Below are 12943 nucleotides of genomic sequence, written 5' to 3' on the forward strand. Positions count from 1 at the left end.
AAGAAAATAGGAGTATATGAATATGAGAAAGAAGAAAATAATTAAGTCTATTTTAGCTATGATAATGATTTGCGCTGTGTATGCGGGATTCTTACAATATAACATTTATAAGCATGGGCATATGAATGCAATTGACGATGCTGATTACATAATTGTACTAGGATCGAAAGTAAATGGGACGAAACCATCATACTCATTGCAATATCGTATTGATAAAGCAGCTGAGTATTTAAAATCACATGAGAAAACAATCGCTATTGTATCTGGAGGACAAGGAAAAGGAGAAGATATTTCAGAAGCATTAGCAATGAAAAACGGGTTAATGAAACAAAATATTGCAGAAGACCGAATTATAATGGAAGATAAGTCGACGAGCACAGATGAAAATATTAAATTCTCAAAACCGTTAATTCCAGCCAATATGAAAAAAGGTATGATCGTAACAAATGATTTTCATATGTTTAGAGCGAAAAAAATAGCGGCAAAACAAGGTTTACAATTAGAAGGTCTTCCGGCAAAAACACCGAAGCCAATCATCATTCCATCGAACATACGAGAATATTTAGCAATTACACAATATTGGTTTATGAATCGAATATAGTGAAAGTGATTCCGCCTGAAATTCCAGGCGGGATTTTTTTGAGGAAAATCTTACAAATATGTCATGTTTATGAAAGGTAAAGCGATAGTTTCTAGAATGGTTTCCTGACATAATGAAGGTAACAAAAAAACATTAGAGGTGAATCGGATGAAAGGAAATAATATTTTATCTTCGTTATGTTACTTTAGTATCTTTTTTGCACCATTTTTACTGCCAATTATCGTTTACTTCATTGCGGAAGATGAAGTGAAGTATCATGCGAAAAAAGCATTTTGGTCACATATTTTCCCATACGCAATCTTATTTGGTGGATTAGCAGTGTCAGGGATATACGGTTTAAGCTTCAATCAATCTGAAGGCGTTGGAATTGGCATGGTGATGACATATGCAGTGTTCATTCTTGTAGGAATTTATTACTTCATTTGGAATATCGTAAAAGGTATTAAAGTTTTAAAAACGGCGTAACATGCAATAATATCGTACGGATTTGTCGGTAGTTTTCAGTAAGGTAATATAATTTCATTTACCGTACTAATAGATACTTAAAAAAAGAGCAATTCACAAAGAATTGCTCTTTTTGTGCTTATAAGTTGTGAATAATGAAAAAGGTATGTTAATTTTTCATTATGAAGAGAAAAAAGGAGTGAATTTCGTGAATAAGATAATACATAAAATGCAGCAACACGTTTCAGTTCGTAAATATAAAGAAGAATCGATTCCGAAAGATGTAGTAGAAACAATGGTACAAACTGCTCAGCATGCGGCTTCCTCGCATTTTGTGCAGGCTTATTCTGTTATATATGTAACAGATCAGGATCTAAAGGCTAAATTAGCAGAGCTATCCGGAAATCGTCACGTGAAAGACTGCGCAGCATTCTTTGTTTGTTGTGCAGATTTAAAAAGACTTGAAATGGCGTGTGAAAAACATGGTACAGAGATAAAACATGAAGGAGTGGAAGACTTTATCGTTGCGACGGTCGATGTTTCACTTTTTGCGCAAAACTTAGCGTTAGCAGCAGAATCGTTAGGGTACGGCATTTGTTATATTGGCGGAATCCGTAATAACCCGAAAGAAGTGAGTAAATTGCTTCATTTACCGGATAAAGTATATCCCGTATTCGGAATGACAGTCGGTGTACCAGATGAAGAACATGGAGTGAAACCACGTTTACCAGTAGCAGCAATTCTTCATGAAAATGGATATGATGAAAAGAAATATGATGAATTGTTAAACGAATACGATGAAACGATGAGCGCGTATTACAAAGAAAGATCGTCAAATCAAAAAAACGTAACATGGACAGAATCAATGAGCAAATTTATGTCTAAAGAGAAGAGAATGCATATGAAAGAGTTTTTAAGTGAGAAAGGATTTAATAAGAAATGAGTAAAAAGGCAAACCTGAGATGCGGGTTTGTCTTTTTACTTTGTAGTTAATATTCTAGCGATGATCCTGTAGTTTTAAAATATTTTTCTCGTGAAGGAGTCATTACTCGGATTGCTAATAAACAGGAAAGAGTAAGAATTAATAAGGAACTGCTTATTACAGCAATTTGAATTGAAATAAATTGTGCCGATGCTCCAATTGCTAAAATGAAAAAGATTTGGATGAAATTTTTTATTGAATCAAATACGCTATCGATACGTCCTATCATATGTACCGGGATATTATTTTGATAAAATGTTATGAAGCCAGTACCAGCAAATGATGAAGAAATTCCAAGTAAAATGAAACCACTTACTGCGACTATAAATGAATTTGAAAAGGCGAAAATCACATAGCCTATTGCTGTAAAAATCATACCTAAGCCGATACAATATTGAATCGGTAATCGTGTTGCAAAGAGAGAGACAAGAAATGAACCGCAAACGTAAGCAGCTCCAGTTATACTAACAAGCATGCTATACTTTACATCGGATAAAAACAGTACTTGTCTTGCAAAAACAACTTCTTGTGAATCAAGTGCCATAGAGACAAGCATAGTGGCTTGAAATAAAACGAATACGAGAATAATATAAGTTTCAGTACGTGCAAATGAAAAAACTTGTCTCCAATCACTGTGTAACGTCTTTACGAAAGTAGTTGTTTGCTCTTCACTTTGATGAGTTTGTAACGTGATGTTTGGTAAGAAGTAAATGAGAATAGTTGAAAGTAGAAATGAAAGTGAGTTGCAATAAATAACAAAGGCCGCTGAGTATGTAGTGAGAAGTATTCCAGCAAGGGCTGGACCGATAATAAGTTTCTCGGATAAGATGAATCCGAGAAAGAAAATTCCTTGTAGTAAATAGGACCAACCAAATGCTTTTTTCATTTTTTCTTCATTTTTAGATATATAAAGATTAACGAAAAGACTACCAATCATAAGTCCAGATCCTTGAACTGTATATAAAATTCCAATGTTAGAGTGAAAAATTTTTTCGGCATAGATTGTTAAAAGTAGCTGATAAGCACCTCCAATAATCCCCCATGAAATGCCGACAAGAATTAATGTTAAAATAATTTTTTAAAGTTTGTATTTGTTTTAAGAAGTGTGGAATAAGGAACGGACATAAAAGATTAATCCTTATCTAATAATGTTGCTTGAACTTGTTTTTTCCATTCGCTTAAATACACTTTCTCCGCTGTAGGAAGTCCAACAGGCAATTTTGCAATCAATTCTAAACTATTTCCATCTGGATCGTTAAAGTATACGGAGGCGTGTGCTAATTCTGGAAAAACGATTGGTTCAATTGGTTCCATTCCAAAGTCTTTTCGTGCTGAAATTCCTTTTTGATTTAGCCAATGTATCGCATTTTTTAAATCATGTAAGCTTACTCGGAAGGCGATATGTCGTAAAGATGGGTGATAATTAACTTTGTATTCTGTTCCTTCCCAAAGGCCGAGCCAACTTTCATTTTCGTTAATCCAAAAGAAAGCAATATCGTCTCCTCTTTTATATAATTTTAGTCCTAGTGATTCGTAAAAAGATATAGATACTTCTAAGTTACGGACGGGTAAATGTGCTTCGTAAAGACCTTTAATCATTGTAATCCTCCTTAGTAAAAATGTTTCTTATTTCATAGTAAACGATATTTTGTTAATTCAAATCACAAATAAGAGGGACATAAATTCATACGAAAGTATGAAAAAACAGCCCAAATATGAGCTGTTTTCGTATAGTTTTTAGTTCATTTGCTAAGGATATGATATTTTAATATCCGTATCCGCCGCCACCCCAACAGCTACATCCGATAATGATTAGAAGGATGAATAGTACGATAAGTAAAGCAAATCCACCGCCGAAACCAGCGCAACTTCCACCAAAGCTCATATGTTCTCCTCCTTTTTAGTAAATTAATCTATATAATTCATGGACTACTATATACGGTATGTTTGTTTTGTATAAAGGAGCAAGTCCATTTTTGAAATGGTTATAAGTCTAAATTATGTATGTAAGTGGAGAAAGTAAAGAGCTCTATTTTATACAATGATAGAGCTCCCGAAATATAAGCATGTCGATTCACATATAAAATATAAAAAACAAACGAAGAATTCCAATATGACCATATTTTAATTTGAATGAAACGTTAGGGATCATCTATCTTATTTGAAAAATGTAATTTTATAAATGGAAATAAATTTACACTATTTCTTTTTTTATAAAAAAATGTAAAAAAATAAACTTTGTATTTTTTTATGAGCGAATATGTACTATAATTTTACAAGTAATATTATGGGAAAAGGGAGTTTTAGTATAGAGATGGAGATGGGAGAATTAAAAAATAAAATAGAAAACAAAAAGAAAGAGTTAATTCAACTTGTTGCGAGACACGGATTGGATCATGATAAAGTTTTGTTATTTAGCCACGATTTAGATATACTAATTAATAAGTTTATGAATATAAAAGATAAGGTACATAAGTGAAGGATTCGTATTTTGTGTAAATAAAGGAGAGAACAGCTATTGGAACATTTACAAGAAGAGTTGTATAAGCAAATAAAAGAAGAAAAAGGTACTGTTACAATTTTCTTGAAGAGTGGCGTTAGAATAGTAGGAGAAGTTGTTGGAGTAGATAAATTTACAGTTTTAATGTTAGTAGATGGAAAACAACAACTTATTTATAAGCAGGCTGTATCAACAATAATGAAATAAGACACTCATTTGAGTGTCTTATTTCATTATTGCTTGCAAGCTTCAACGTCAATGCCAGCAGCTAGTAATTTCTTTTCACCATCTTGTTCAATAATTTTTTGTAATTTAGATAGGAAAGAATCAAAGTTTGTATGCTTTGCTACTTGGAATGTCATTTTATGCTCAATTGGTAACCACGTATCGATGTCAGCTTCGTTATGCTGAATTTTCACCTCAAGTTTATCCAGCGCGTTAGCAACTTTTGCTTCGTACGTTTCTTTTGCTTCAAATTCCATCCATAAATCATATAGTTCCTCACCGAGAGTACCTGTTAATGTTTGTTTAATATTTAAAATTGCTTCTAGTTCATTTTTTTGTTTTTGTAATTGTAATTCGTGACTATTCATTGTATCAAAAGCAGGGATATCACCAGCTTCTGCTTCGACTAGGTCGTGAATAATCACCATTTTAAGTAATTTTTCAATATTTACTTTTTGATCCAAATAAGGCTCAACTAAAATGGCCATTAGAGACATGCGCCACGTATGTTCGGCAACACTTTCTTGGCGTCCGTTAGAAAGCCAGCTATGTCGCATTTCGTATTTTAGTTTTTCTGCTAATGCAATGACTTGTAAAATGTTATGTTCCATCGTGATCCTCCTCTTATTTCCATACCATAATTCTAATATGGAAATGAAATGTGTCAATTTTATGAGTATATTGCGATAAATAGATGATAAGCGTATAATGAACATTATATGTGAAAACGCATTATTAAAATAAAAAAATGTTTTATAAAAATGAAAAGGGAAGGGCAGGAATATGGGAGACGAAAATCAAGTGTTTGCTAGACCGAAAAGAAAAAAAAGGAAGTTTGATATTTCTAGCCCAGTAGGCATTATAGTGGGTTTCGCCATTGTAATAGCGGCGATCATGCTTGGTGGCGGTGGAATAAAAGCTTTTAAAAACTTTTTAGATATTCCATCCATTTTAATTGTCATAGGGGGAACGACAGCGACAATTGTTGTGGCATATCGATTTGGAGAAATAAAAAAATATACGCAAAGTATTTTTACTGTTTTACATAGAAGAGAAGAAGATTTAGAACAGTTAACGGATTTGTTCGTTGACTTTTCGAAAAAGTCTAAAAAACACGGTTTGCTTTCTTTAGAAGTGGATGGAGAGCAAGTAGATAACCCTTTTATTCAAAAAGGAATTCGATTAATGCTAAGCGGTTACGATGAAGATGAGTTAAAAGAAGTGCTAATGAAAGATATAGAAACAGAAGTGTATGAATTAAGAAAAGGAGCAACATTATTAGATAAAATTGGTGATTTCGCTCCAGCTTGGGGAATGATAGGTACGTTAATTGGTCTTATCATTATGCTTCAAAACTTGCAAGATACATCGCAAATTGGTACAGGGATGGCAGTCGCGATGTTAACGACATTGTATGGATCTGTGCTTGCGAATATGATTGCAATACCTCTGGCAGAAAAGGTGTATCGTGGTATTGAGGATTTATATACAGAGAAGAAGTTTGTAATAGAAGCAATTTCAGAATTGTATCGTGGACAAATTCCTTCTAAATTAAAGTTGAAACTTGATACGTATGTATACGAAACGAAGATAAAAAAAGAAAAACGAGCAGCCTAACATTTCAAGGAGTGGTATGATGATAAAACGACCGCAAAAGGGATCGCCTCGTTGGATGACGACTTTTACAGATTTAACGATGTTATTATTAACTTTCTTTGTATTACTAGTTGCTACATCAAAGCAGGATGCAGTAAAATTGTCAAAGATGCTTGAAAAGTTTAGTGATGCGGAGCAAGTAGATGCAAAAGTAATGGAAAATACAATACCGGATATTTCACATGAAAAAAATGATGAAAAAGTGGTCTCAAAAAAGAGAATGGACGAATTATATAAAAAGTTAAAAGCATATGTAGATAATAACGGTATTAGTCAAGTGAATGTATACCGAGAGGATACAGGGGTAAGCGTCGTTATAGTAGATAATTTAATATTTGATACGGGTGATGCGAATGTTAAACCGGAAGCAAAAGATATAATGAGTCAATTAGTCGGATTTTTCCAATCGGTACCAAATCCAATCGTTGTGGAAGGACATACAGATAGTAGACCTATTCATAATGAAAAATTCCCTTCTAACTGGGAATTGTCTTCCGCACGAGCAGCTAATATGATTCACTACTTAATCGAAGTGTACAATGTGGACGATAAGAGGTTAGCTGCGGTAGGATATGCAGACACAAAGCCAGTTGTACCAAATGATTCACCGCAAAATTGGGAGAAAAATCGTCGCGTTGTTATTTATATAAAAGAATAGTATTTTAGTATTTTAATAATAAAATACTAAAAATACGAAAATTCTTTTAAAAAAATATTAAATTTTATCATTTTATTTTGTATAATGAGTGAGAATGATAAGGTTAAATATTAAGATATATTTATACATAGAAGGAGAGAATCAAAAAGAATGGCACATAAAATTTTAGTTGTAGACGATGCGATGTTTATGCGAACGATGATTAAAAACTTATTAAAAAGTAATTCTGAATTTGAAATTATCGGTGAGGCGGAGAATGGAGTAGAAGCAATTCAAAAGTATAAAGAACTTCAACCTGATATTGTAACATTAGATATTACTATGCCAGAAATGGACGGACTTGAAGCATTAAAAGAAATTATGAAAATTGATTCAAGTGCAAAGGTTGTTATTTGTTCTGCAATGGGACAACAAGGTATGGTATTAGATGCAATTAAGGGCGGGGCAAAAGACTTTATTGTAAAGCCATTCCAAGCGGATCGTGTAATCGAAGCTTTAACAAAAGTAGCAAATAGCTAATATAGAAGGGTGCCACAAGGAATCAAAACAGTGATAGAGGATACACGTGTGGCCCCTTTTTTCTTATTTTAAAACACTAAATTGTTATACATAAGTGAAATGTTTGTCAGACAGGTAGGGGATTAAAATGCAAACAGATCTATTAAATATATTTTTTGAGGAATCAGAAGAACATTTACAATCGCTAAATGAAAATGTGCTAATTTTAGAACAGAATCCTACTGATATGGATGTTGTAGGAGAAATATTCCGCTCAGCCCATACATTTAAAGGTATGTCTGCAAGTATGGAATTTACGGAAATGGCGGATTTAACGCATAAGATGGAAAATGTATTAGATGAAATCCGTCATGGAAATATAGTGGTAAATACGGATATTATTGATGTGATTTTTGAGTGCATTGATAATTTAGAGAAGATGGTTGCAGATGTGCAACAAGGTGGAATGGGCAATATCGATGTAGTCTCAACTAAACAGAAATTAGAAGCATTATTGAACTGCAATGTAGAAACTCCTACGGAACATATAGAGCAAGATCATATAGGCAACGATGATGCAGTTTCACATGAAGTGCATATAACGGTAGAACAGCAAGCTATTTTAAAAGCAGTACGTGCCATTATGTGTATTGAAGCATTGCAAAATGTAGGTAATGTACAAAAAACAGTTCCAAGCATTGAAGAAATTGAAGCGGATGCTTTCGGATTTGAGTTCATAGTATTTATGGATACTGATCATAGTGTAGAAGAATTGAAACAAGTAGTACTTCATGTTTCTGAAATTGAGAAAGTAGAAGTGAAGCAAGGGCATATATCACAAGAAGTAATTTTGGAAGAAGTGGCTACACAAGGAGCTGTGCAAGTAGAAGAAATGATACAACCGGATGCGGTTGCGCAGGTGGAATCATCTATAGAGACATCGAAGCAACCTGCTAGTACTACGCCAGCTAAAAGCACTGCAAAAACGAAAAACGCTAAAGTGGAGAATCGCTCTATTCGTGTTCAATTAGAGAAAATCGAAACATTAATGAATATGTTTGAAGAAAGTGTAATTGAGCGTGGGCGCATTGATGAATTGGCACAAACGATTCAAAACAAGGAATTAATTGAGCATTTAAATCGATTGGGAGATATTTCAAAAGATATTCAAAATGTACTACTAAACATGCGTATGGTGCCGATTGAAACGGTATTCAATCGTTTCCCGCGTATGGTACGAATGTTAGCGAAAGATTTAGGTAAAAAAATCGATTTACAAATTACAGGCGAAAATACTGAAGTTGATAAAATTGTTATTGATGAAATCGGTGATCCGCTCGTTCATTTAATTCGAAATGCAATTGATCACGGTGTTGAGACTGTTGAAAAGAGACGTGATGCAGGTAAAAATGAGACAGGTACTATTAAATTAGAGGCGTTTCATAGCGGAAATCATGTCGTTATTCAAATTACTGATGATGGAAACGGTATTCATAAAGGGAAAGTATTAGAAAAAGCGATTAAAAATGGTGTTGTAACAGAAGCAGATGCGAATAGATTAACGGATCGTGAAGTGTTTGATCTTATTTTCCAACCAGGATTTAGTACAGCTGAAGTTGTATCGGATCTTTCTGGGCGTGGCGTTGGATTAGATGTTGTAAAACATACGATTCATAGTCTAGGTGGGCATTTAATTATTGATTCTGAGGAAGGAAAGGGAAGTACATTCAGAATTGAACTTCCGTTAACTTTGTCCATTATTCAATCTATGCTTGTTCAAACGAATGATAAGCGTTATGCTTTACCTCTTGGAAATATTGTTGAAGCAATTCGAATTAAGAGAGAAGACATCCAATCCTTACAAGGAAAAGATGTGCTAAATTATCGGAATCAAATTATTGAAGTGAAGCATTTAAGTACTGTATTTGGTGAAAAAACAGTAGATGAGGCGTTTGCGTCATATGATGGTCAAATGGTTCCTGTGTTAATTGTTCGTAATACACATCGCAGCTATGGACTTATTGTAAACACAATTATCGGTCAAAGAGAAATAGTCTTAAAGTCATTAGGTGACTTCTTTGCAGAGAGTTCTAACTATTTCTCTGGCGCGACGATTCTCGGTGATGGACGAGTGGTCCTCATTTTAAACCCAGAAGGTTTATAATAGGAATGAAGGAAAGCTCCCCACTTGTATACAATTGGGGAGCTTTTTGGCTAATCATTACTAATCTAATAATGGGAATAAATACATATTAACGTTTTATATAATAAATTTGCTAAAATCAAATGAGAGTTTATATTATTTGATAGAAAAACAGAAATGAGGAGGCAGGGAAAATGCCTGAGCAACACACAAACGGGGATACGAGCACAATTGTGCTAGAAAAAGAAAATGAGCATTTAACGCCTCAAGAATGCGATATTCTTGGCGAAATCGCAAATATATCATTTGGTTCAGCTTCGACTGTATTATCAACAATTTTAAATAGGCAAGTAAACATTACTGCTCCTCGTATAGAATTGGTAGATTTATATGATACAAGCGATGTCGAAGTTCCGCATGTTGTATTAAATATTCATTTTACAAAAGGATTAGATATGGAAAATCTTCTTGTCCTTAAGCAAGATGTTGCATTATCAATTGCTGATTTAATGATGATGGGGACAGGTGAAGTGGAAGACGGAAAAGAACTTGGTGAGTTAGAGCTAAGTGCTGTACAAGAAGCGATGAATCAAATGATGGGGTTCGCAGCTACATCTATGTCGGAATTCTTCCAAGATACAGTAGATATGTCTCCGCCGACAATTAAAGTTGTAAAGTTATCAGAAGAAATGGAGAAAATCTCTGAAATTGATGGGAATCAAACGATTGTTAAAGTATCATTTGATTTAAAGATAGATAATCTTGTAAACTCTAAACTTGTGCAAATTGTTTCAGTTGAACATGCGAAACAAATGATAAATAAATTAATGCAATTATCTAGTGGAGTAGAAGAAAAAGACGAGCCAGCAGAAGTAGTGGAAACTGAGATTGTGGAAGAACAAGTTGAAAAAGAGCATTTAACACAAGAAGAGAAAGATGTGCTCGGTGAAATTGCAAATATTTCAATTGGTTCAGCTTCAACGGTATTGTCAACGCTTTTAAATCAGCCAGTTACAATTAGTACACCAAATGTAGAGGCAATCAATGTTCGTCATTATGATGGAGTACCAGTCCCGTTTGTTATTTTAAATGTTGATTTTGTTGAAGGACTAAAGAATGAGAATGTATTCGTATTTACGAAAGATGTCGCTTTGACAATGGTAGATTTGATGATGATGGGAACAGGGGAAGTTGATTCGGAGAAAGAACTTAGTGAATTAGAACTGAGCGGTATTAAAGAAATCATGAACCAAATGATGGGGCATGCTGCTACGGCGATGTCAGAAATGTTTCAAGAAAAAATGGACATGACGCCGCCAAATGTTAAATTTGTAACGTTAAAAGAAGAAATGGAATATTTGGGAGAGTCAATGGAAGTGGACGAACTCGTTCAAATTACGTTCAATCTTGAAATTGGCGATCTGCTTCAATCGAAAATGTATCAAATTTTGCCAATTTCTGAAGCGAAAGAAATGGTAAGGCGACTTCTGTATCCAATGGTGGAAGAAGAAGAGATTGCCACAGAAGAAATTGAAGAAGAAAAAATTGTAGAACCAGTTGTCCAACCTATTGAATTTAAAGAAGTAAAACAAATGGAGCCAGTATATATGGACACGTCCATTCTACAAAATGTAGAAATGAATGTTAAATTTGTATTCGGAAGTACAGTGAAAACGATTCAAGATATATTAAGTTTACAAGAAAATGAAGCGGTTGTATTAGATGAAGATATTGATGAACCAATTCGAATTTATGTGAATGATGTATTAGTGGCGTATGGTGAACTTGTGAATGTAGATGGATTTTTTGGAGTAAAAGTGACGAAATCGCTATAAGGCGTTGAAATAGGAGTTTGAACAAGTAGATGAAAAACGTAAAGTTTTTTCTAATGAGTTGGTTATGCATACATGTGTGCCTGTTCTTCCCGCTGCAAAGCCAGGCGGAAGAACAAATTGAACCAGATCAAAAAATAAATGAAGTGAATGTAAAAGAAGAAAATAAGGAACTTCAAGAGCAGCCAGAGCAAGTAGAAATAAATCAAGGTGAAGATGAACAAAAAGAAGTGGCGAATGAACAAAAGAGCGAAAGAAAGATAGAAACGGATCAAGGTGTTATTACAGTAAATAAACCAGAGCTAAAAGTTGGCGAAGAAGTGCGGATTACTGTAGAACCAAATGAGAAAAACATTCAAAGTATGAAAGGTATATTGCAGTTGCCCAAAAATGGCGAGCAGTATGCACAAGAAAGAATGCTATCTTTTGAGTATGATGAAGAAACGAAGCGATGGATTGCTAGCTATAAAGTCGGGAATTTTGATTTACAAGGTGATTGGAATCTTCAGCTCGTTCAAAGTTACAAAAAAAATGAGAAGGAAGAACTCATAGAAAATGAAGTAAAAGTCCCGCTCATCCGTATCGGAAATGAAACACCAACTATAGATAAAGAAGTGCCGAAGTTACATAAAGTTACTATTGATGAAGCGAAAGAGAACTTAATTGAACGGAAGCAAGGAGAATCTATACATATACGAGTAAAAGCGTCAGATGTAGAATCTGTTGTGAAAGAAGTGCGCGTTACATTAAAAGGGAAAGAAGATAAAGAAATTCCCTTTTTATTAGACTACAACAAGCGCGACATGGATTGGCAAAAAGTATATGAAATAAATGATGCGTTGCCAATTGGATCATATAAATTACTTGTAGAAATAGTAGATACAGCAGGCAATAAACTTGTTGTGGAGAGTGAATATATCGTTTCTGTTTTGGGACAAAAAACGGAAGATGATAAAAAAACAGAAGAACAAGAGAATGAAAATAAAGTAGAAGATAAGAAAGAAGAAGATAAGAAAGAAGATTCGAAAGTAGAGGTCTCGCTTCCGGAAGAAAAACTTCCAGTTGTTCAAATCCCAAAGCAAGACGAGAAAGTAAATGAGTTTATAAAAGAACCGTTGAAAGAGAAAGAGGAAATTATTTACGCTATAAAAGAGCCATTGACAGACAACAAGATAATAACGAATACGAAGATTGAAAAAGAGAAAAATAATAAAAATGACAATCAAGTCGTTTCGAAAAAGAAAGAAAAAATAGAGAAACAACAAGAGAAGAAAGAAGAAAAAAGTGAACAAGGAGTACAAGCTTCTAATGTGTTTGCTGTCATGTCAGGTTTATTTGTATTGTTTTTAGTTTTAAAAAGTAATAAAGAATGGGGCTAATTATTTCATAGTAGTGGAGGCGCTT

The 12943-nt window shown here is 33.9% G+C and carries 15 protein-coding genes; 11 read left to right on the forward strand and 4 right to left on the reverse strand.

Translation table 11 applies throughout. The features are described from left to right. Positions 1–22: 22 nt before the first annotated feature. The 3 genes from ACQKNR_RS11595 to nfsA all read left to right on the forward strand — a co-directional run bounded on the left by ACQKNR_RS11595 (position 23) and on the right by nfsA (position 1988). Complete coding sequence (locus ACQKNR_RS11595; RefSeq protein ID WP_427317916.1) at positions 23–601, forward strand: YdcF family protein; 579 nt, start codon at positions 23–25, stop codon at positions 599–601. A gap of 147 nt (positions 602–748) precedes the next feature. Beyond that, positions 749–1066, forward strand: a complete 318-nt coding sequence (locus ACQKNR_RS11600; protein WP_427317918.1) for a DUF4870 domain-containing protein — start codon at positions 749–751, stop codon at positions 1064–1066. 187 nt (positions 1067–1253) lie between these two features. Then, entirely contained in the window at positions 1254–1988 is a 735-nt protein-coding gene (nfsA, locus tag ACQKNR_RS11605; protein WP_427317920.1) for an oxygen-insensitive NADPH nitroreductase, read from the forward strand. A gap of 46 nt (positions 1989–2034) precedes the next feature. Here nfsA and ACQKNR_RS11610 read toward each other — a convergent pair whose 3' ends face one another. From ACQKNR_RS11610 to ACQKNR_RS11620, 3 genes are all read right to left on the reverse strand, one after another. Next, a complete protein-coding gene (locus ACQKNR_RS11610; protein ID WP_427317922.1) occupies positions 2035–2964 on the reverse strand; it encodes an MFS transporter in 930 nt (309 codons plus the stop codon). Between the two features lie 194 nt (positions 2965–3158). Then, on the reverse strand, positions 3159–3626 hold the full coding sequence (locus ACQKNR_RS11615; protein ID WP_427317924.1) for a VOC family protein: 468 nt from the start codon (positions 3624–3626) through the stop codon (positions 3159–3161). Positions 3627–3792: 166 nt separating this feature from the next. Next, positions 3793–3912 (reverse strand): YjcZ family sporulation protein, encoded by a 120-nt coding sequence (locus ACQKNR_RS11620; protein WP_427317925.1) that lies wholly within the window; start codon positions 3910–3912, stop codon positions 3793–3795. A gap of 375 nt (positions 3913–4287) precedes the next feature. On the opposite strand from ACQKNR_RS11620, the gene ACQKNR_RS11625 reads away from it, so the two are divergent. Together ACQKNR_RS11625 and hfq are read left to right on the forward strand one after the other, a co-directional pair. Then, positions 4288–4506: an aspartyl-phosphate phosphatase Spo0E family protein gene (locus ACQKNR_RS11625; RefSeq protein WP_427317927.1), complete on the forward strand. Its 219-nt coding sequence runs from the start codon at positions 4288–4290 to the stop codon at positions 4504–4506. Between the two features lie 39 nt (positions 4507–4545). Then, entirely contained in the window at positions 4546–4734 is a 189-nt protein-coding gene (hfq, locus tag ACQKNR_RS11630) for an RNA chaperone Hfq (RefSeq protein ID WP_000400666.1), read from the forward strand. A gap of 26 nt (positions 4735–4760) precedes the next feature. Here hfq and ACQKNR_RS11635 read toward each other — a convergent pair whose 3' ends face one another. Then, positions 4761–5363 (reverse strand): HD domain-containing protein, encoded by a 603-nt coding sequence (locus ACQKNR_RS11635; RefSeq protein ID WP_427317928.1) that lies wholly within the window; start codon positions 5361–5363, stop codon positions 4761–4763. A 172-nt stretch (positions 5364–5535) separates the two neighbouring features. Between ACQKNR_RS11635 and ACQKNR_RS11640 the strand changes: the two genes are divergently transcribed. From ACQKNR_RS11640 to ACQKNR_RS11665, 6 genes are all read left to right on the forward strand, one after another. Then, on the forward strand, positions 5536–6369 hold the full coding sequence (locus ACQKNR_RS11640) for a flagellar motor protein MotP (RefSeq protein WP_427317930.1): 834 nt from the start codon (positions 5536–5538) through the stop codon (positions 6367–6369). 19 nt (positions 6370–6388) lie between these two features. Further along, positions 6389–7066, forward strand: a complete 678-nt coding sequence (locus ACQKNR_RS11645) for an OmpA family protein (protein WP_427317932.1) — start codon at positions 6389–6391, stop codon at positions 7064–7066. Positions 7067–7216: 150 nt separating this feature from the next. Beyond that, the gene (locus ACQKNR_RS11650; protein ID WP_214931730.1) at positions 7217–7585 is read left to right on the forward strand and encodes a response regulator; all 369 of its coding nucleotides are present in this window, start codon (positions 7217–7219) and stop codon (positions 7583–7585) included. Positions 7586–7712: 127 nt separating this feature from the next. Further along, positions 7713–9728: a chemotaxis protein CheW gene (locus ACQKNR_RS11655; RefSeq protein ID WP_427317934.1), complete on the forward strand. Its 2016-nt coding sequence runs from the start codon at positions 7713–7715 to the stop codon at positions 9726–9728. Positions 9729–9901: 173 nt separating this feature from the next. Then, on the forward strand, positions 9902–11542 hold the full coding sequence (locus ACQKNR_RS11660; RefSeq protein WP_427317936.1) for a flagellar motor switch protein: 1641 nt from the start codon (positions 9902–9904) through the stop codon (positions 11540–11542). 29 nt (positions 11543–11571) lie between these two features. Continuing rightward, positions 11572–12918 carry a transglycosylase gene (locus ACQKNR_RS11665; protein WP_427317938.1) on the forward strand — a complete coding sequence of 449 codons (1347 nt, stop codon included), beginning with the start codon at positions 11572–11574 and terminating at the stop codon, positions 12916–12918. The last annotated feature ends 25 nt before the right edge of the window (positions 12919–12943 follow it).

It is taken from the genome of Bacillus sp. NPDC094077, from assembly GCF_050279465.1.
GTDB lineage: Bacteria > Bacillota > Bacilli > Bacillales > Bacillaceae_G > Bacillus_A.

Bases quoted from the DNA above. Each gene is read 5' to 3' on its own strand.
- ACQKNR_RS11600 (WP_427317918.1), top strand. From the start codon at position 749: ATGAAAGGAAATAATATTTTATCTTCGTTATGTTACTTTAGTATCTTT.
- ACQKNR_RS11650 (WP_214931730.1), top strand. From the start codon at position 7,217: ATGGCACATAAAATTTTAGTTGTAGACGATGCGATGTTTATGCGAACG.
- ACQKNR_RS11645 (WP_427317932.1), top strand. From the start codon at position 6,389: ATGATAAAACGACCGCAAAAGGGATCGCCTCGTTGGATGACGACTTTT.
- ACQKNR_RS11640 (WP_427317930.1), top strand. From the start codon at position 5,536: ATGGGAGACGAAAATCAAGTGTTTGCTAGACCGAAAAGAAAAAAAAGG.
- ACQKNR_RS11595 (WP_427317916.1), top strand. From the start codon at position 23: ATGAGAAAGAAGAAAATAATTAAGTCTATTTTAGCTATGATAATGATT.
- ACQKNR_RS11635 (WP_427317928.1), bottom strand. From the start codon at position 5,363: ATGGAACATAACATTTTACAAGTCATTGCATTAGCAGAAAAACTAAAA.
- ACQKNR_RS11625 (WP_427317927.1), top strand. From the start codon at position 4,288: ATGTACTATAATTTTACAAGTAATATTATGGGAAAAGGGAGTTTTAGT.
- ACQKNR_RS11660 (WP_427317936.1), top strand. From the start codon at position 9,902: ATGCCTGAGCAACACACAAACGGGGATACGAGCACAATTGTGCTAGAA.
- ACQKNR_RS11610 (WP_427317922.1), bottom strand. From the start codon at position 2,964: ATGATTGGTAGTCTTTTCGTTAATCTTTATATATCTAAAAATGAAGAA.
- ACQKNR_RS11620 (WP_427317925.1), bottom strand. From the start codon at position 3,912: ATGAGCTTTGGTGGAAGTTGCGCTGGTTTCGGCGGTGGATTTGCTTTA.
- ACQKNR_RS11655 (WP_427317934.1), top strand. From the start codon at position 7,713: ATGCAAACAGATCTATTAAATATATTTTTTGAGGAATCAGAAGAACAT.
- ACQKNR_RS11665 (WP_427317938.1), top strand. From the start codon at position 11,572: ATGAAAAACGTAAAGTTTTTTCTAATGAGTTGGTTATGCATACATGTG.
- ACQKNR_RS11615 (WP_427317924.1), bottom strand. From the start codon at position 3,626: ATGATTAAAGGTCTTTACGAAGCACATTTACCCGTCCGTAACTTAGAA.